Origin of the sequence: Acinetobacter sp. FDAARGOS_515, assembly GCF_003938865.1 — a bacterium.
GTDB lineage: Bacteria > Pseudomonadota > Gammaproteobacteria > Pseudomonadales > Moraxellaceae > Acinetobacter > Acinetobacter ursingii.
Window position 1 is genome coordinate 1,054,680 of the sequence record NZ_RKIX01000003.1, and the last position, 19,537, is coordinate 1,074,216.

Genomic DNA, 19,537 nt, shown 5'->3' on the forward strand with positions numbered 1-19,537 from the left:
AAAAATATTAAAATTAGGATTTCGCTGCATATTATGCGCGTTTTCAGCGTGCTTGCAGATGACTTTTATCATTTTTTAGTAAAATCTTAAGGCAAAATTAATAAAGTATCGCTACGGCTACGCATAACAAAATTTTGTTATAGTCTGGGCGGATGATCTTTGGAATTTAGAGCAAAACAGATGAGTTTTACCCAAGAGCTTTGGCACAATAATATTGAACTTTATCAAAAAACACTGAATCTTCCGTTTAATCAGGAGCTTGCCGCAGGGACTTTATCTGCCGATGCTTTTGGTCATTATGTGATTCAGGATGCACATTATTTACTGGCCTATGGCCGTGCTTTGGCAGTTGCCGCAGCAAAAGCGTTTGATGCAGATGATGTGATTCAGTTCGCTGAGGCGGCCAAAATCGCAATTATCGTAGAACGCAGTTTACACAATGACTTTATGCAGCATTTTGACATTAGCAAGCAACAATTTGAAAACACTCCGCTGACGCTTGCCTGTCATCACTATACTTCATTTTTAACCGCGACAGCATGGTCTGAAAGTTATTCAGTGGTGTTAGCCGCGTTGTTACCATGTTTCTGGATTTATGCGGAAGTGGGTAAAGATATCGTAGAAAAATCAGTGGTGAATAATCCATATCAGGCTTGGATTGATACTTATTCGGGAGAAGAGTTTCACACTGCTGTCCGCAATGTGATTGCCACTGTCGATAAAGTCGCAGCGCGTTGTGACGATGACACCAAAGCCAAAATGCATGCAGCCTATACCATGGGTGCAAAACTAGAATGGTTGTTTTGGGATAGTGCTTATCAGCAACGACAATGGATGGGGCTCACACAATGACGCCTCTCTTTTAACATCGTTTGAGAATATTCCACTACATGCTGATGGAGGTATATCGCTTCGATCAGCAATTTAGAAGTTGCTCAAACTCCAGCCCCGTCTTGGAAAAAGTAACTTCTGTAATCTGATAGTCTGCAACTTGCTGAAAAGGATCTTGTTGTAGAATATGCTCAAGTTGTTCACGAGGCATGGTTTTGACCAAGATTACACCACCAGTACGTGGCTGTTTGCGCCCCGCACTAATAAAAAGACCTTCCGCAAAATATCGGTTCAACCAGTCAATATGTGGCTGGATCAACGCATCAACTTCATTGAGGGGTTTGATATAATTTAAGCTGACAATAAACATTGTATTTTCAACCTCAAGCCTTAAGCAGAATAAAAAGACGTCCAGCCATATAACAAAATTGCCGCAGCCAATACCCATGCCAATGTTGCAAAGCTGAGACACATCCCAATCGAGACCCGATCTGCAAGGTAATACACCGTTCCAAGATAAATGGCATATGGAATTAGTGACCACAATCCAAATAACGCTGTTTTGCGCAACGCTTCAGCGCCTTGTTGTCCAAATACAATCACATGTGCAATCAATGCAAAAGTGGGAAATAACGGGACCAAACCCGCAATATAAAACGATCGGCTTTTGGACAATAAAGAAATCAGCAATACCACAGCCGCACCTAAGGCGCATTTAAAAAACAACCCGATCATGAGACAAAGAACACTGGAACAATGCTATTGAACTTACTCCTTTTTCTCGTAAAAAAATAGAAGTCTAGCCGTATTCAACTCAAAATCTACGATGCAATTTTACAAATTTGGCTTGCAATTTTGGTCAAGTTCAAGCATTCTTATTTGATAATGATTATTATTTACTTAACTTGAATATTTATGGCACGACCGTGTGGGAGAACATAATGCTGATAGAAACTCAAGGTAGTGAAGCGATGAATGCCATGATTACCTTGCGCCAATGCTGGTATGCAAACGAAGAAATTTATATCAATAAAGGCTGTTTACATTGTGGTTCAGCAGCGACCTATTTGATTTATTTTACCAACCGAAAAATACAAAAATTGATGCTGGATTTTATTGCCAAATATAATTGTAACCATCCCAAACGTGTTGATTTGATGGATTTAGAACACTTTGAGCAAGACTATGAACAATTACTATCACAATTAGAAGCACAGGTGATTCATTATTCTTTTTCACAGCATAATCAACCCAAACGCATTGCCTTTGAACAAGTCGAATCTATTTTTGAACGTGATTTTGCAATGGCTTGCTAAAGAATAACAATTACAAAAACTGTCTCCCAATTGACTCCAAAGCACAGCTTAAGTTGTGCTTTTTTTTATTCGCTTGGTCCAGTTTTCATAAGATTTTTATAATAAGTACACAGCCAGTAAGCCAAGCAATGCAGGTATTGCCTGAATATAAATAATTTTGCGACTTGCTGTAAGTCCGCCATAGATCCCTGCCACCAAAACACAACTCAAAAAGAAAGTGGCCAAAGGCACTGCATAACTTGCAGGAGCAAACAATGACCAAAACAAACCTGCGGCAAGAAAACCATTATATAAACCCTGATTTTGTGCCAGAACTTTGGTGAGTTGTGCTTTTTCTAGCGTATTCCCAAATGCCTTGAGTCCATAAGGCCGATCCCATAAAAACATTTCGAGTATCAAGATATACACATGTAACAATGCGATAAGTGTGATCAGTATTTTAGCCAACATGATGATGATCCTATTTTTTGATCAAGTTCATTTTTAGAACTCTAAATATAACGGATTTATCTTCATGTGTATAAAAGTTTATTCTGTTTGTTTTCTGCCGACACAAATTGACGCATAAAATGGTAAATTTCATGCTTGAACATTTTTCATGCGCTATCATATATACCTTTTTAAAATTCGTTTAGGATCATTTTATGAGCCAAAGTCATATCCGTATTCGAGGTGCGCGTACCCATAACTTAAAAAACGTGTCTCTCGATATTCCACGCGATAAGTTTGTGGTGATTACGGGACTCTCAGGCTCAGGTAAATCCTCTTTAGCCTTTGATACCTTATACGCTGAAGGTCAGCGTCGCTACGTCGAATCGCTATCCGCATACGCGCGTCAGTTTTTATCGCAAATGGAAAAACCTGATGTGGATGCCATTGAGGGTTTAAGTCCTGCGATTGCGATTGAACAGAAATCCACCAGTCACAACCCCCGTTCAACGGTCGGGACGATTACCGAGATTTACGACTACTTGCGTTTGCTCTATGCCCGTGTCGGTACGCCTTATTGTCCTGAACATGATTTACCGATGGTGGCGCAAACCGTGTCTGAAATGGTCGATGCGGTTAAGGCACTGGAAGAAGGCACAGCGTTAATGCTACTGGCGCCCGTAGTTCGCGAACGTAAAGGTGAATATTCACAACTGTTTGAACAACTGCAAGGTCAGGGGTTCGTGCGCGCACGTGTTGATGGGGAAATTATCGATATAGATAGCCCACCAGAACTAGATAAAAAGAAAAAACATACCATTGAAGTGGTCGTGGATCGTTTTAAAGTGCGAGACGATCTAGGCAATCGGATTGCGGAATCCTTTGAAACGGCGCTGCGTTTAGGTGGTGATCTGGCAATTTTATCGTGGATGAAAGACGAACAGCCTGATCGTGTATTTTCTGCCAAACACTCCTGCCCTGAATGTGACCGTGCGGTGGCAGAACTCGAACCGCGGATGTTCTCGTTTAATAACCCTTTCGGTGCTTGTCCTGTCTGTGATGGTTTGGGAACACGTAGTCATTTTAGTCCAGAAAAACTGATTCCTACGCCTGATTTATCTTTGAGCCAAGGTGCGATTCGTGGCTGGGATCGTCAACGCCCGTACTATTATTCGATGCTGCAGAAAGTGGCTGAACATTTTGGTTATTCGCTGGATGAGCCGTGGAATACACTGGATAAAGACACGCAAAAGAAATTTTTATATGGCACAGGCAAAGAAAAAATTGACCTGAGTTATATCGATGAACGAGGTCGCAAACATAATCGAGTGATTCCTTTTGAGGGCGTGATTACTCATCTAGAACGTCGTTATCGTGAAACCGAAAGTAATTATGTTCGTGACGACTTGGCACAATATTTATCCAATGCCGCCTGTGATGCCTGTGGCGGTTCACGTCTGAATGAAATTTCACGCCATGTCAAAGTCAAGGATAAAACCATTGCTGACATTACCAGCATGTCGATTGGTGATGCAGAAAGCTATTATCAGGACTTAAATCTTGACGGTGCCAAAGGTGAAATTGCCGATAAAATCTTTAAAGAAATTCGTGAGCGCTTACACTTTTTGGTCAGTGTCGGACTCAATTATTTGAGTCTAGCACGTTCAGCCGAAACGCTTTCAGGTGGTGAAGCGCAGCGTATTCGTCTCGCCTCACAAATTGGCGCTGGTTTAATGGGCGTGATGTACGTACTGGATGAACCCTCGATTGGTCTACATCAACGTGACAATGACCGTTTGTTGCAAACCCTGATTCGCTTGCGTGATTTGGGCAATACGGTTTTGGTGGTGGAGCATGATGAAGATGCCATTCGCGCTGCCGATCATATTATTGATATTGGCCCAGGTGCAGGTATACATGGTGGTGAAATCATCGCCGAAGGAACCTATGAAGAATTGGCAAATCATGCTGACTCTCTGACAGGTCAATATTTATCGGGCGCTTTAAAAATTGAAGTCCCGAAACAACGTCTGCAATCCCCTACACCTGATCAGAAAATCAAGCTTTCTGGCGCAGCAGGTCATAACCTGAAAAATGTCGATCTGACCATTCCCTTAGGCATTATGACCTGTGTCACAGGGGTTTCAGGCTCAGGTAAATCTACCTTAATTAACCGTACTTTGTTGCCATTAGCTGCAACACAATTGAATGGTGCAACCACACTCACCGCAGAAAAATTTGATTCGATTGATGGGTTGCAACATCTGGATAAAGTCGTGGATATCGATCAAAGCCCGATCGGACGTACGCCACGCTCGAATCCTGCAACCTATACGGGTTTATTTACTCCAATTCGTGAATTATTTGCGCAAACGCCTGAAGCCAAAGCACGTGGTTATGCCGCAGGACGTTTTTCATTTAACGTGAAAGGCGGTCGCTGTGAAGTGTGTGAAGGCGATGGCATGATTAAAGTCGCCATGCACTTTTTACCTGACATGTATGTGCCTTGTGATGCCTGTCATGGTAAACGCTATAATCGTGAAACGCTGGAAGTCACCTATAAAGGTAAAAATATTTCTGATGTTTTAGAGATGACGGTCGAAGATGGCGCAGAATTTTTTAATGCCATTCCTGTGATTCACCGCCGTTTGGAAACACTGACTCAAGTGGGCTTAGGTTATATTCGTTTAGGTCAGGCAGCAACCACACTTTCAGGGGGCGAGGCACAGCGGGTAAAATTGGCACGTGAACTGGCCAAGCGTGATACGGGTAAAACTCTGTATGTGCTGGATGAACCGACCACAGGGCTACATTTCCATGATATTGCCAAGCTTCTGGATATTTTGCATGAGCTGCGTAATAAAGGTAATACTATTGTGGTGATTGAGCATAATCTAGACGTGATTAAAACCGCAGACTGGGTGATCGACTTAGGCCCAGAAGGTGGTTCTGGTGGCGGTCAGATTATTGCCGAAGGTACACCTGAACAAGTGGCTGAAGTTGAGATTTCACATACAGGACGTTTCTTAAAGCCGATGTTAAAAATCTAAGGGCAGTTGTAGATCTATCTTCATATTTTGCCTCTTTCCTAGAACAACTCTAAATTTTCGCCATGTTTGGAGTTGTTCACTTTCAATTTGAGGATTCATTTCATCAAAAATCGATAGTTGATTTAAATATAAAGTTTGGAATGCTTTTTCACATGGGTAAAACCAAGAATAAGACATATTCATAAGTAACGATGTATGCATTCTTGATGAGTTAAAACTGTGGGACAAGCTTAACAAAGCTGCCAATTTTGAGAATCCAAGTAATCTGATTTTTTCTGAAAATATATTCAACTGCTGATTTTCACTCTCTTGTTTCTCCAAATACGCTAAAGGTTCATTGCTTTCATCTGCACATAATTCTCTTAATAATGGATGCGTACATTCATCGAAATTATGATTGGTATATGCTTGATCAATTTGTATACCATAGCGGCTATGTTTTTCAGACCATTCAACAAAATGCTTGTACATCGCTCCATATAAATATTTCCAGTGATCTTCATTATCGATTTCGAAAAAATCTCCCTGTTTCCACTCATTGCAAGCAAAAACCCAAGCTTCTTGTATGATGTCATCTACACTATATTCTTTAGAAATTCTAGAAATTTTTTTCCATAAAAAATGGCGGTTTTGAATTTCTATATAAATTTGTTCTAAGTATTTTTTATGCATCACTTTATATATAAATTTTAAAGCCATGATATTGCTATTTAATTATTTAAGCTCTATGAAAATTTGAACTCATAGATTTGCAATTCATCCCTCCACGACATTCTTCCCTTTGGCTTTAGCTCTCAACAATGCCTGATCTGCTTTTTGAAACAGATCTAGCCAGCTCAATGCCCCCACTGCTACACCTATACTGCTTGAAACATAAAGCGGCGTTTTAAGATCAGACGTTTCAATCGCGTGTTGACTCAGTTTAAATCTCATTTTTTCTGCAAGATTTAAAGCATGCTCCAGTGAAATATCTTCAACCAAAACCAGAAACTCGTCCCCTCCATAACGGACAATTAAATCCGAATTACGTACGGATGTTTTTAGGATCTCAGCCACTAGTTTAATCACCTGATCTCCGATCATATGACCGTACTCATCATTGACTCTCTTAAAATTATCAATATCAACAATCATCAAACATAGCCGTGACAAATTCTGTGGATGCTGTGACAAAATAACTAAATAATCATCTAATGCCAGTCGATTAGAAACGCCTGTTAACGTATCTGTATTGGCAATGTTGCGTAACTGAAATTCAAGTGCATCACGCTGCTGCAACATACGTTGTAGTTTTTTAATTGCACTAAACAATAAAGCAAATTCATTTTTTTTATTTTCATGGCGATCATTCCCATCAGCAACACCATCTGAAAGTTCAAGAATTTGATCTTTCGCCTCAATCAAAGGATGAATAATCCGTTTTTGCGCATAATTCATTGTAAATAACACAACAACAAGAGATAACAGCGACAATAATAAAGTGAGAATAAATTGTTGTTCCGCTTTTTCTTTACGTGTCTTTGCAACCTCGACACTGATATCCAAAAGATATTTTTGTAAATCGACCACTGGCGTGAATTTACTCACAATACGCTCTGTAAGTTGAGTTCCAGTCATTGAATAAGCTTCGTGGCGATGGCTTTCATCTAAAAGCTGCCCAACTAATGCAACACCTTCATCCAAAAACTCATGTTTTACTTGCTCATGCAGTTTTTCATATTCAGGGGTTTTGGCATATTGTGGCTGCAAGGTATCAATCAGGTTCCAAAGATATAATGCCTGATATTGGGTTTGCAGAGAACGAGCGCGATTATTATCGGGAATTGCTTCGCGAAAACTCACCGATGCAATCACATTAGACGCAACTCGTCCTGCCTGATCACGTAAATCTGATAACAATAAAATCATGGTGACATAGTCAGAGAGCTGACTGTCTACACTATTTCTTTGAACCACAAACGCTCGCAGAATTTCACGATAACTATCCCAAGCTGCAAACATGGCCTGAACAGCATGGTCATATTGAACCGATGTACGTGAAATGTCAGGAAGTAGCGCATAATCATCGACCAGATCACGTGCTATTTTTAGATCTCGCATCATGTTTTGCTGTAACCGATCTGCAACCTGATACTGACCAAGCGTTCTCAGCAAAATCACATTTTCACGAATATCCTGATCTACACCTTTGCGATATCGAGCCAATGCCTGCCGATGCGAGGTTTGACTGGCATAAGGACTCGACATCAGTTTATTGGCGTATGCGCGTTCTCTTGAAATTTCATTGGCGGTATGGGTCAACAATCTTAAAGATTGAACCCCGATTAGATCCTGTTTAGATACTTGTAATGCTTGATAACTATTGATCATTAGAGGAAAACAAATACACAATAACGATAAAATAATCATCGTCATAAACATAAATAAACGCTGACGAATAGACCTGAAACCTAACTTTGGCATGTTTAAGTAAGACTCCCCAAGACTACGTCTGGTTCTATAAATCAACTGTATTATTTTCGATCTAATTGATTATATTAGCTTAAAACCAAATCAATACCTAATTTTAGCCAGATGATAATAAATCATGCTTTAATTTATTGATTTTTAGATTATAAAATAAATATTTAGACGATTGATCTCAAGACAAGAAAGCTTACAGTATTTTTTATCTTGTAGTCGATCTAACCTCAACAATCTAATCAAACTTATAAGCTTGGCAAGTTCTAAAGAAAAATGGGAGATCAAATCATTGATCTCCCATTGTTAGCTCTAAGCTTGAGAGGAAAGGACGCTTTTCCACCTCTAAGATATGTTCAATGAATCGGTTTTTATCAATAAAATCTTTATATACGACAGGATTTGAACAACTGATTCTCTAGCCATCGCCAGATGATTAAGTATGGCTCAGAGGTGTCGGCTGTAAAATCTCAATCCAGTAATCATCTGGATCTTTGATAAAGGCGACATAATTCATACGACCTTCACTGAGACGTTTTTGAAAATTCACACCCAATTGCTCAAAACGCTCACATTCCTTAACCACGTCAGGAACAGAAACACATAAGTGCCCAAAACCACGTGGTTCACTGTTGCCATTGTGATAATGGAACTCTGGATCATTTTCAGTACCATGATTTAAGGTCAATTCCAGTACCCCTGATTGACTTAATACCCACTGTTTACGTTCAATATCGTCTACAGGAATTTCATTTAAATGACGACGTACCAGATAAACAATGGTAAATGCAGCTTCATCAAATACCTGCTCATACACAGGCACGAAACCCAAAACTTTAGCATACCACTGAATCGACTCTTGCAGATTTTTCACCCGAATCATGGTGTGATTAAATACATAATCCTTGGTTTCAGGATTTTCAGAGACAGGAAGATCAAATTTGCTTAATAAATCGTGTAATGCCATGAGGGCTTACTCCAGCCAGATTTCGGAAGAGGAATCATATTAGATAGCGAAACTTTAACGCATCAACAAGCTCAAATCCAATCTGGAGCAAATCATGGTTGCATAAATATACATTTTTCTCCAAACCTATCTTCAAGATTATTTTTACAAGTGAGATGTTCAATCTTCAAACAAATACGCATTTGAGACTTGTTTTTTTCGTGGGCTTCGGTAAAATTCACGCCACGTTGCCGGCATAGCTCAGTTGGTAGAGCAACTGACTTGTAATCAGTAGGTCCACAGTTCGAATCCGTGTGCCGGCACCATTTCCCCTTCTATTGATCCTAAAATTTTCTTTTTATTTTTTTATTGCACTGATTTGCATATAACGAATCATACCTTCTCTGTTCAAGTAATCACACAATTTTGCGGTTGCCTGTATTTTAAATTGCGCCAAATCCTTTTTTGTATTGGAATTTGAAGCCATAAACCGTGCAAAACCACCTAATACCGACTCGGTGATATCGACGCTTTTAACTTGATAAAACCCGTGTTGTTCAAGTTGAAGCCGAGTCATGCTAAGCGTGGCGATGTGGCTCAGATTTACATCCGCAGCTTTAAGCAAATAAGAATATTTTTGTTGCTGAAATCGGGAAAGTTGCCGCCATTTCTCAGACAAAACCAAATAATGAAAACCCAAACGTCCCTGTGTTTTTAGCACGGGTTTGACTGCATTTAAAAAGCGTTGTAAGTCACTATGATAAGCCGCATCTATACACAAGATGACATCAAAAGCTTCTGGCAAATAAAGCTGATTTAAATCTAAAAATGAACCTTGCTGAATGTGCGCTAACTGCGGTAAATGTTGATGAATCCGCCGAATAAGTGCTGGCTGTAACTCGAGCGCGCTGAGCTGTTGCACCTGATAATGTTCGATCCAATGTTGCAAACTCGCACCTTGACCACAGCCCAAATCCAGTAAACGGTCTTGTGCCGTTAACTGAACTGCGTTTGCCAGTTGATCTGCTAACTGGCAACATGCGGTTTTATAATCTGTTGTATTGTCCCAATATCCAAGATTACTCCATGCAAGTGTCCGTTCATCCCCCAATCGTGCAGCATCAATTGCATATTTATGAGGAAGTTTAGCCGTTAACGCATGAAGTAATTTCATCGATTTAGTAGCCGAGTTGGGGAGCAACCTCCACTTTAGGTGTTAACCCTACAAACGGCAATGGCGCGTTAAAAATTTCAGCAATATGCATGGCCGAAGTCACCGCAGATTCTAAAATAGGTAAGCCATCGCAAGACCATGAACCACAGAAAAAGACCTTACGATTTGGCATTTTGTGGCGTTGTTGCAATTTCTTGTTTAACGCGACTGTTTTGGAGTCCACGACAGCACGGGTCAATTTCACAGTAGAAATGATTTTCTTTGGATCAATTTCGGTAACAGGTCGCCAAGTTTGGAACACAGGATTTTTACCCACCAGTGTCGGTTCAACCGCATTCATCCAGACGGTAAATTGTTGACGGGTAAATTTACGATCCATCATATAGCTTAGGACTGACCAGTCTTTGCGACGTGGCGGCATCACCGATGTATCAGTATGGATCACCAGATCGCCATCTTCAAAACGAAATTGTTTTAAGATCGCAATATCATCTGCAAATTGTTCAGCATTTAAAAATTCTTCAACTTTGGAAGTTGGCGTCGCCACAATCACGCGATCATATAGCCCTTGTTCGCCTTGAGTATTGACCACTTTTACTTTTTCGCCCTGTTGCTCGACCTGAGTAATCGCCGAACCACTACGAATATCCACCCCATCAATCAAACGATCAACAAAGGCGGGGGTTCCACCTTGCATACGCAATAAAGCATCACCATCGGTCAGTTGACGCAAAAAAGTCAATAAAGGTTTTGCAGGCCATTCACCAATGGTTTTAGGATTACAGGTACAAATGGTATATAGCACTGGCATCACCGCACCATGCCAAAACACTTCTTCAATATGATTCTGATTAATAAATTCGGCTAAGGTAATATCCTGTTGTTTGGATTTAAAAAACTGATTAATCGCAGTTTTTAGCTGTAACATTCCTTTCACTAGACGCCAACCATATTGTTGAATCCCTTTTTTATTATTGATAATCGGGAAGTTTCCAATGCGGCTGCGGTTCGTGGTTAACCAGGTTTCTGTACGGTCTTCAAATAACCAGCTACACGCCATATAGGTACGTACTGGAAACATTTTCATGCCCAAATGCGTTGCCAGACTTAAAGTATTCTTCCATAAATAGGGATTCATCACACGCAAAGGAGCATCGATCACTCCGCCCTCGAATTCAATACTATGGCTATCCATTCCTCGACCTGAGAGGGCTTCAAATATCGTCACCGTATGTCCTGCATCTTTTAAAATTCTTGCGGTAGCAAGACCAGCCATTCCGCTACCGATAATTGCGATATCCAAAATTATGATCCATCAGTTGAGAATTTTTTTGATTATGACTGATCGTCATGAAAAACACCGTATTAAAATCTACCAGTTTTTCTTAAAATTTTTAGCGGTTTGAATAAAAAATAAGCAAATAAAAATGTGACTCACATCACACTATAATTATCAAACAAATAATTGAAATTATTGTATTTTTAAACCTATATTTTTCAAAAAACTGATTAAAAAAAACAAGATAAATTAACCATTCGATCAATAAAGATTTTACAGTCATCTTCAATTGCGATAGGATAAACCCATAAAAATGCAAACTAAATCACAAAAAGTTTTTATAAAAACCTTAAAATGATAATCATCACATTACAGCGAAAAAGCCCTTTATCAAGGTTGATAAAGGGCTTTCTTATTTGAAAATAATCACGGTTTAGTGGTTGAGTTGAGCCTCTGTACTAATCCGACCAAATTTTCCGTTATTGAAGTCATGAATGGCTTCAATAATTTCTTTTTTACTGTTCATGACAAATGGCCCATAACCTTCAATTGGCTCATTCAAAGGCTCGCCAGTCAACACTAGAAATTTGGCATCGCTGTTGGTTGTCAATTCAAAATCGACATCAGCCTGATCAAAAATGACCACTGAACGCTCACCCACTTCATGTGTTGCATTGATCGAGACATCACCACTCATCACCACCAACAGTGAATTGTGTCCTACAGGAACGCTAAATTTATGGGTTTTACCCGCTGTGATAAAGCCATCCCAGACATTCACAGGACTAAAGGTGGTGGCAGCCCCTTGTGCGGTTTGGTACTCACCAGCCACGACGCGGATATAACTTCCTGCATCATCCAATGGAATTAATGGAATTTGATCCGATTCAATCGCCTGATATTTGGCAGGCGTCATTTTTGAATGCGCAGGTAAATTCACCCAAAGCTGTGCCATTTCAAACAAACCACCGTGCTCTGCAAACTCAGGTGAATGAAATTCTTCGTGCAGAATACCACCACCTGCCGTCATCCATTGCACATCACCTGTTTTAATCGTTCCACCACCACCTGCCGAATCTTTATGCGTCACTTCACCTTTGTAGGCAATCGTCACTGTTTCAAAACCACGGTGCGGATGTGAGCCGACACCTCGTTGTGAATGCGTCGGTTTAAACTCATATGGTGCGGCATAGTCCAATAACAAAAATGGACTAATGGCTTGTCCAAAACGATCATAAGAAAATAGATTGTTGACTGGAAAGCCATCACCGACCCAGTGCATGTGTTTGTTTTGATAAATACCTTGAATATTCTTCATTGCCATCACTCCTCTATCAGGGCTAGCATTTGTACAAATTTTACGCCGATCCTGATGGAAGTGATACCGTCTGCATAAAACTCAGTGTCTCATATTTAAGACAATTTAAGGCTTAAAAACTAGATATTTGAAAATATTTACCGAAATTACATAAAAATATCCTATTTTTATGATTGTTTATCTCAATAAATTTTCTTAAATGCCCATCTTCGCTCATCTAACATGGAAAACTTGGCTAGCCTATTTTTTTAAAGGCTGGCAACCCCGCTCAAGAGAGGAGATAAATCATGAGCAAACCTTATGTGCGTTTAGATAAAAATGATGCTGCGGTATTACTGGTTGATCACCAAACAGGTCTACTTTCGTTGGTGCGTGATATTGATCCAGATAAATTTAAAAATAATGTGTTGGCTGTGGCTGACATCGCTCAATATTTTAATCTACCTACCATTTTAACGACCAGTTTTGAAGATGGACCTAATGGCCCGCTCATTCCTGAATTAAAAGAATTGTTCCCAGATGCGCCATATATTGCCCGTCCAGGACAAATCAATGCATGGGACAATGAAGATTTTGTCAAAGCCGTGAAAGCCACGGGTAAAAAGCAATTGATTATTGCAGGCGTAGTCACCGAAGTATGTGTTGCATTTCCAACCCTGTCTGCACTGGCAGAAGGCTTTGAAGTCTTCGTGATTACCGATGCATCTGGTACATTTAATCATCTTACTCGCGATGCAGCGTGGGATCGTATGTCTCAGGCTGGCGCACAATTAATGACATGGTTCGGTGCAGCAGGCGAATTACACCGCGATTGGCGCAATGACATTGACGGTCTAGGTCAGTTATTTTCAAACCATATTCCTGATTATCGTAATCTGATGACCAGTTTTGCCTTAGCACATTCTGATCATAAATAAGTTGCAACCCAACGATCGGAATAAAAATGAGAGTGAGCCAATCACTCTTATTTTATTTTAGTATGTAATAAAACAAAGACGACCTGTTTGATTGAGGCCGAAACATGCATTCATTTGATGATTATTATTATTTTTATTTGGTGGTCAAACATGGTGGATTTAGTGCTGCCAGTGAAGCTGAAAATATAACCAAATCCAAGCTCAGTCGCCGCATTTTAGAGCTTGAGGATAAATTCAATGTGAATTTAATCCAGCGAACGACGCGACATTTTAAAGTCACTGCGTTAGGACAAGAGTTTTATGAAGAATGTGCCAAAGTGATTGCACAGGTAGAATGCGCCAAAAATGTATTATTACAACAACGTACCGAACCGCAAGGTCTGGTCAAAATTAGCTGTCCGTTATTGATGATGCGTTTTCAGATTCGAGAATTGATCAATCATTTTCTAAAAGCTTATCCCAAAGTTGAAATCGAATTAGAGCTGACCAGCCGCCGAGTCGATGTTTTGTATGATGATATTGATATTGCGATTCGTACCAATTTTGAGATGACTGAAGATTCGAGTCTGATTGTTCGAGATGTGATTAAGACCACGCATTGTCTGGTGGCAGCCCCTGAAGTCTTACAAGGCAAACTCATCGAAAACTATCAACAACTCACAGACTTTCCGTGTATCGGTTTAGGCAATCAGAAACAGGATTATGTCTGGGTTTTAAGGCATCATGAAAATAATCGACACGTTGATATTCGTTTTAATCCACGTATGCGTTGCAATGATCTGGCGGGAGTATACTACGCTGCCTGTGATGGTTTGGGAATCGCAGATTTACCCTATTTGACCGTCGAAGAAGACATTAAACAGGGAAAATTAATTCATATTTTGCCCGAGTGGGAGTCCAATGAAGGGATGGTACAACTGGTGTATGCTTCACGCAAAGGCCAGCGTCTCGTGGTTGAAAAGTTAATCGAAACACTGGTCGGTGGCATGCGCTCACTAGGCAATATGAAAAAAGGCTATCGTCTCATTTAAAATCTTATGCGTTGTTACAACTTTGATTTGCTGTATTGGCTTCCAGATTAACAATCGCTGACATACCAATCGCAATTTTATCGAGACCTTTTTGTTGCGGATCAAAGCTGATTTTGACAGGGAAACGTCGCACAATTTTTGTAAAATTTCCTGTGGCATTATCAGGCGGTAACAATGCCAGTTCTGCACCACTACTACGTGAAATACTATCAATTTTTCCACAGAACTTTTGATGAGGAATCGCGTCCAGACTAAATTCCACCCGATCTCCAGGTGCGAGTTTAGCAAGTTGTGTTTCTTTTAAATTCGCTTCAATCCAAAGCTGATGGATGGGAGCAACCACGATCAGATTTTTACCGACACTCACTTCTGCCGTGCCAATCACGTTGCCGTCTTGGTCTTTGACTTCAATGCTTGAACCTGGTTCACCTGTACCGGTGATTTGGCTACCGTCTTCGTTAAGCACTGCGGTCGGTGCATCTGGTGCAGTCGTATCCGGCGTGCTGACGCTGACATCTGGAGAGACGTTACCCGCTTTGTCGGTCGCGTTAACGGTTAAGTCTTCACCACTGTTTTGAGCTGGGCTTAACTCCACCACGTAGTTGCCATCTTCACCCACTTCTGCCGTGCCAATCACGTTGCCGTCTTGGTCTTTGACTTCAATGCTTGAACCTGGTTCACCTGTACCGGTGATTTGGCTACCGTCTTCGTTAAGCACTGCGGTCGGTGCATCTGGTGCAGTCGTATCCGGCGTGCTGACGCTGACATCTGGAGAGACGTTACCCGCTTTGTCGGTTGTGTTAACGGTTAAGTCTTCACCACTGTTTTGAGCTGGGCTTAACTCCACCACGTAGTTGCCATCTTCACCCACTTCTGCCGTGCCAATCACGTTGCCGTCTTGGTCTTTGACTTCAATGCTTGAACCTGGTTCACCTGTACCGGTGATTTGGCTACCGTCTTCGTTAAGCACTGCGGTCGGTGCATCTGGTGCAGTCGTATCCGGCGTGCTGACGCTGACGTCTGGAGAGACGTTACCCGCTTTGTCGGTTGCGTTAACGGTTAAGTCTTCACCACTGTTTTGAGCTGGGCTTAACTCCACCACGTAGTTGCCATCTTCACCCACTTCTGCCGTGCCAATCACGTTGCCGTCTTGGTCTTTGACTTCAATGCTTGAACCTGGTTCACCTGTACCGGTGATTTGGCTACCGTCTTCGTTAAGCACTGCGGTCGGTGCATCTGGTGCAGTCGTATCCGGCGTGCTGATGATCACGTCTGGAGAGACGTTACCCGCTTTGTCGGTTGCGTTAACGGTTAAGTCTTCACCACTGTTTTGCGCTGGGCTTAACTCCACCACGTAGTTGCCATCTTCACCCACTTCTGCCGTGCCAATCACGTTGCCGTCTTGGTCTTTGACTTCAATGCTTGAACCTGGTTCACCTGTACCGGTGATTTGGCTACCGTCTTCGTTAAGCACTGCGGTCGGTGCATCTGGTGCAGTCGTATCCGGCGTGCTGACGCTGACGTCTGGAGAGACGTTACCGGCTTTGTCGGTCGCGTTAACGGTTAAGTCTTCACCACTGTTTTGCGCTGGGCTTAACTCCACCACGTAGTTGCCATCTTCACCCACTTCTGCCGTGCCAATCACGTTGCCGTCTTGGTCTTTGACTTCAATGCTTGAACCTGGTTCACCTGTACCGGTGATTTGGCTACCGTCTTCGTTAAGCACTGCGGTCGGTGCATCTGGTGCAGTCGTATCCGGCGTGCTGATGATCACGTCTGGAGAGACGTTACCCGCTTTGTCGGTTGCGTTAACGGTTAAGTCTTCACCACTGTTTTGCGCTGGGCTTAACTCCACCACGTAGTTGCCATCTTCACCCACTTCTGCCGTGCCAATCACGTTGCCGTCTTGGTCTTTGACTTCAATGCTTGAACCTGGTTCACCTGTACCGGTGATTTGGCTACCGTCTTCGTTAAGCACTGCGGTCGGTGCATCTGGTGCAGTCGTATCCGGCGTGCTTACGCTGACATCTGGAGAGACGTTACCCGCTTTGTCGGTTGCGTTAACGGTTAAGTCTTCACCACTGTTTTGCGCTGGGCTTAACTCCACCACGTAGTTGCCATCTTCACCCACTTCTGCCGTGCCAATCACGTTGCCGTCTTGGTCTTTGACTTCAATGCTTGAACCTGGTTCACCTGTACCGGTGATTTGGCTACCGTCTTCGTTAAGCACTGCGGTCGGTGCATCTGGTGCAGTCGTATCCGGCGTGCTGACGCTGACGTCTGGAGAGACGTTACCCGCTTTGTCGGTTGCGTTAACGGTTAAGTCTTCACCACTGTTTTGCGCTGGGCTTAACTCCACCACGTAGTTGCCATCTTCACCCACTTCTGCCGTGCCAATCACGTTGCCGTCTTGGTCTTTGACTTCAATGCTTGAACCTGGTTCACCTGTACCGGTGATTTGGCTACCGTCTTCGTTAAGCACTGCGGTCGGTGCATCTGGTGCAGTCGTATCCGGCGTGCTGATGATCACGTCTGGAGAGACGTTACCCGCTTTGTCGGTCGCGTTAACGGTTAAGTCTTCACCACTGTTTTGCGCTGGGCTTAACTCCACCACGTAGTTGCCATCTTCACCCACTTCTGCCGTGCCAATCACGTTGCCGTCTTGGTCTTTGACTTCAATGCTTGAACCTGGTTCACCTGTACCGGTGATTTGGCTACCGTCTTCGTTAAGCACTGCGGTCGGTGCATCTGGTGCAGTCGTATCCGGCGTGCTGATGATCACGTCTGGAGAGACGTTACCCGCTTTGTCGGTTGTGTTAACGGTTAAGTCTTCACCACTGTTTTGAGCTGGGCTTAACTCCACCACGTAGTTGCCATCTTCACCCACTTCTGCCGTGCCAATCACGTTGCCGTCTTGGTCTTTGACTTCAATGCTTGAACCTGGTTCACCTGTACCGGTGATTTGGCTACCGTCTTCGTTAAGCACTGCGGTCGGTGCATCTGGTGCAGTCGTATCCGGGGTGCTGACGCTGACGTCTGGAGAGACGTTACCGGCTTTGTCGGTCGCGTTAACGGTTAAGTCTTCACCACTGTTTTGCGCTGGGCTTAACTCCACCACGTAGTTGCCATCTTCACCCACTTCTGCCGTGCCAATCACGTTGCCGTCTTGGTCTTTGACTTCAATGGTTGAACCTGGTTCACCTGTACCCGTGATTTGGCTACCGTCTTCGTTAAGCACTGCGGTCGGTGCATCTGGTGCAGTCGTATCTAGAGTTGGAGCTGGTGTGCGACCAGAAACATTACCCGATTCATCCTTAGCTGTTACATAGACATCATCACCATTAGTCTGACTAGGTAATACTGTAATTTTATAGTTACCTTCTGCATCAGCCTTACCAGTCCCGATAACTTTGCCATCTTTATCTTGGATGGTAACTTCTGCATTCGGTTCTGTTTTACCTGTAACTTCACTACCCGCATCGTTTACTTTTGCAGTCGGTGCTTCTGGTGCAGTTGTATCTGGGGTTGGAGCTGGTGTGCGACCAGAAACATTACCCGATTCATCCTTAGCTGTTACATAGACATCATCACCATTAGTCTGACTAGGTAATACTGTAATTTTATAGTTACCTTCTGCATCAGCCTTACCAGTCCCGATAACTTTGCCATCTTTATCTTGGATGGTAACTTCTGCATTCGGTTCTGTTTTACCTGTAACTTCACTACCCGCATCGTTTACTTTTGCAGTCGGTGCTTCTGGCGGGGTCGTATCTGGCGCCTTAATATCTGTGTTAGGTGAAACATTACCTGCCTCATCTTTAGCACTAACTGTTAGATCCTCACCATTCGTTTGAGGAGGTGATACAGTTATTTTATAGTTGCCATCTGCTCCAGCCTTACCAGTGCCTATGACATTGCCATCTTTATCCTTGATTTCAACAGTTGAACCACGCTCTGCTTTACCTGTAACTTCAGTACCTGCATCATTAATTTTAGCAGTAGGTGCATCAGGTGCACCTGATTCTAAATTTTTATTATTTGGTTCTGAAGTAGAGGTGCCATCATTTGCAACAACTGTGTAATTACCGTCTAAATTAGGTGCTTTAGGTACTGTGCAGGTATAATTACCGTCTTTATCAGCAGTAACAATGTGAGTTGAACCATTAGGATCAGTGATAATGACACTAACATTCGGTCCAGTTTTACCTGTTATTAAGACACTCCCATCCTCATTACGACTTACGTCAATCGATGGTTGTTCCAATTTAGGTTTAGTAGGAACACTGTCGTCAGAGGAATGATGTTTAGTATCACTATTTGATGCAATTGCTACTGTAGCTCCAGCAGCAGGAAGGGCTGCCCATAACCATGGTGATACTGAATTATCGTGATATAGAAAAATTTCAATATCATCTACATAGCTATAATTTACACCCTCAACTACAGCACCATGATTATCAATATAATTTATCCAAGATAGAGTATGGTCTTTATTTTCGAATACTAATGTATTTTTACTTGAATCGCCTGAACCATTTGAATCGAAGAAGTCAGAGATAATAATGACTTCACCTGATTTTAATGTGACTTTGACATTTCGACCATCTTTTTCAATTCGGTTCACATCTTTAATATCAACCTGCAATAGAACCACAGATGGTTCTGAAAGCGTTAAACTATCTTTTTGACCCTCCAAAAGAATTTCATGAGTTTTTTTTGATACAATCTTTACATTAGCCATTTAAAGTATCTCGCAAGAGTTGGCCCAATACAAATAAACTCATTC

General features: G+C 42.0%; 15 protein-coding genes and 1 tRNA gene. 6 read left to right on the top strand and 10 right to left on the bottom strand.

Annotated elements, in window-relative coordinates:
• Positions 1–180 precede the first annotated feature (180 nt).
• Positions 181–852, top strand: coding sequence for a thiaminase II (gene tenA, locus EGS47_RS06445; RefSeq protein ID WP_125269379.1), 672 nt, complete (start codon positions 181–183; stop codon positions 850–852).
• 64 nt (positions 853–916) lie between these two features.
• Here the strand turns inward: tenA and EGS47_RS06450 are convergent, their stop codons facing one another.
• Both EGS47_RS06450 and EGS47_RS06455 read right to left on the bottom strand, forming a co-directional pair.
• On the bottom strand, positions 917–1,201 hold the full coding sequence (locus EGS47_RS06450) for a YciI family protein (RefSeq protein ID WP_125269380.1): 285 nt from the start codon (positions 1,199–1,201) through the stop codon (positions 917–919).
• A 20-nt stretch (positions 1,202–1,221) separates the two neighbouring features.
• Complete coding sequence (locus EGS47_RS06455; RefSeq protein WP_004992011.1) at positions 1,222–1,566, bottom strand: GlpM family protein; 345 nt, start codon at positions 1,564–1,566, stop codon at positions 1,222–1,224.
• Between the two features lie 206 nt (positions 1,567–1,772).
• On the opposite strand from EGS47_RS06455, the gene EGS47_RS06460 reads away from it, so the two are divergent.
• Positions 1,773–2,147, top strand: a complete 375-nt coding sequence (locus tag EGS47_RS06460; protein WP_044436797.1) for a hypothetical protein — start codon at positions 1,773–1,775, stop codon at positions 2,145–2,147.
• Between the two features lie 96 nt (positions 2,148–2,243).
• Here the strand turns inward: EGS47_RS06460 and EGS47_RS06465 are convergent, their stop codons facing one another.
• Positions 2,244–2,597 (bottom strand): DUF1304 domain-containing protein, encoded by a 354-nt coding sequence (locus EGS47_RS06465; protein WP_125269381.1) that lies wholly within the window; start codon positions 2,595–2,597, stop codon positions 2,244–2,246.
• A gap of 194 nt (positions 2,598–2,791) precedes the next feature.
• Here EGS47_RS06465 and uvrA point away from each other — a divergent pair, with 194 nt between their 5' ends.
• Positions 2,792–5,626 carry an excinuclease ABC subunit UvrA gene (uvrA, locus tag EGS47_RS06470; RefSeq protein ID WP_004992018.1) on the top strand — a complete coding sequence of 945 codons (2,835 nt, stop codon included), beginning with the start codon at positions 2,792–2,794 and terminating at the stop codon, positions 5,624–5,626.
• Here the strand turns inward: uvrA and EGS47_RS06475 are convergent.
• The 3 genes from EGS47_RS06475 to gloA all read right to left on the bottom strand — a co-directional run bounded on the left by EGS47_RS06475 (position 5,615) and on the right by gloA (position 9,053).
• A complete protein-coding gene (locus EGS47_RS06475) occupies positions 5,615–6,325 on the bottom strand; it encodes a hypothetical protein (protein ID WP_125269382.1) in 711 nt (236 codons plus the stop codon). The two genes, uvrA and EGS47_RS06475, sit on opposite strands and share 12 nt — an antisense overlap.
• Positions 6,326–6,382: 57 nt before the next feature.
• Positions 6,383–8,089 (bottom strand): GGDEF domain-containing protein, encoded by a 1,707-nt coding sequence (locus tag EGS47_RS06480; protein WP_125269383.1) that lies wholly within the window; start codon positions 8,087–8,089, stop codon positions 6,383–6,385.
• A gap of 433 nt (positions 8,090–8,522) precedes the next feature.
• Positions 8,523–9,053: a lactoylglutathione lyase gene (gloA, locus tag EGS47_RS06485; protein WP_004992021.1), complete on the bottom strand. Its 531-nt coding sequence runs from the start codon at positions 9,051–9,053 to the stop codon at positions 8,523–8,525.
• 229 nt (positions 9,054–9,282) lie between these two features.
• Between gloA and EGS47_RS06490 the strand changes: the two genes are divergently transcribed.
• A tRNA-Thr gene (locus tag EGS47_RS06490) sits at positions 9,283–9,358 on the top strand.
• A gap of 32 nt (positions 9,359–9,390) precedes the next feature.
• On the opposite strand, the gene EGS47_RS06495 is transcribed toward EGS47_RS06490, so the two are convergent.
• From EGS47_RS06495 to EGS47_RS06505, 3 genes are all read right to left on the bottom strand, one after another.
• Positions 9,391–10,206 (bottom strand): SAM-dependent methyltransferase, encoded by an 816-nt coding sequence (locus tag EGS47_RS06495; protein ID WP_125269384.1) that lies wholly within the window; start codon positions 10,204–10,206, stop codon positions 9,391–9,393.
• Between the two features lie 4 nt (positions 10,207–10,210).
• Positions 10,211–11,509, bottom strand: a complete 1,299-nt coding sequence (locus EGS47_RS06500; protein WP_125269385.1) for an FAD-dependent oxidoreductase — start codon at positions 11,507–11,509, stop codon at positions 10,211–10,213.
• A gap of 409 nt (positions 11,510–11,918) precedes the next feature.
• Positions 11,919–12,803, bottom strand: coding sequence for a pirin family protein (locus EGS47_RS06505; protein ID WP_125269386.1), 885 nt, complete (start codon positions 12,801–12,803; stop codon positions 11,919–11,921).
• Between the two features lie 287 nt (positions 12,804–13,090).
• Here EGS47_RS06505 and ycaC point away from each other — a divergent pair, with 287 nt between their 5' ends.
• Positions 13,091–13,720, top strand: coding sequence for an isochorismate family cysteine hydrolase YcaC (gene ycaC, locus EGS47_RS06510; RefSeq protein ID WP_125269387.1), 630 nt, complete (start codon positions 13,091–13,093; stop codon positions 13,718–13,720).
• A gap of 104 nt (positions 13,721–13,824) precedes the next feature.
• Positions 13,825–14,751 carry a LysR substrate-binding domain-containing protein gene (locus EGS47_RS06515; protein WP_004992030.1) on the top strand — a complete coding sequence of 309 codons (927 nt, stop codon included), beginning with the start codon at positions 13,825–13,827 and terminating at the stop codon, positions 14,749–14,751.
• Between the two features lie 4 nt (positions 14,752–14,755).
• On the opposite strand, the gene EGS47_RS06520 is transcribed toward EGS47_RS06515, so the two are convergent.
• Positions 14,756–19,492, bottom strand: a complete 4,737-nt coding sequence (locus tag EGS47_RS06520) for an Ig-like domain-containing protein (RefSeq protein WP_125269388.1) — start codon at positions 19,490–19,492, stop codon at positions 14,756–14,758.
• Positions 19,493–19,537 lie beyond the last annotated feature (45 nt).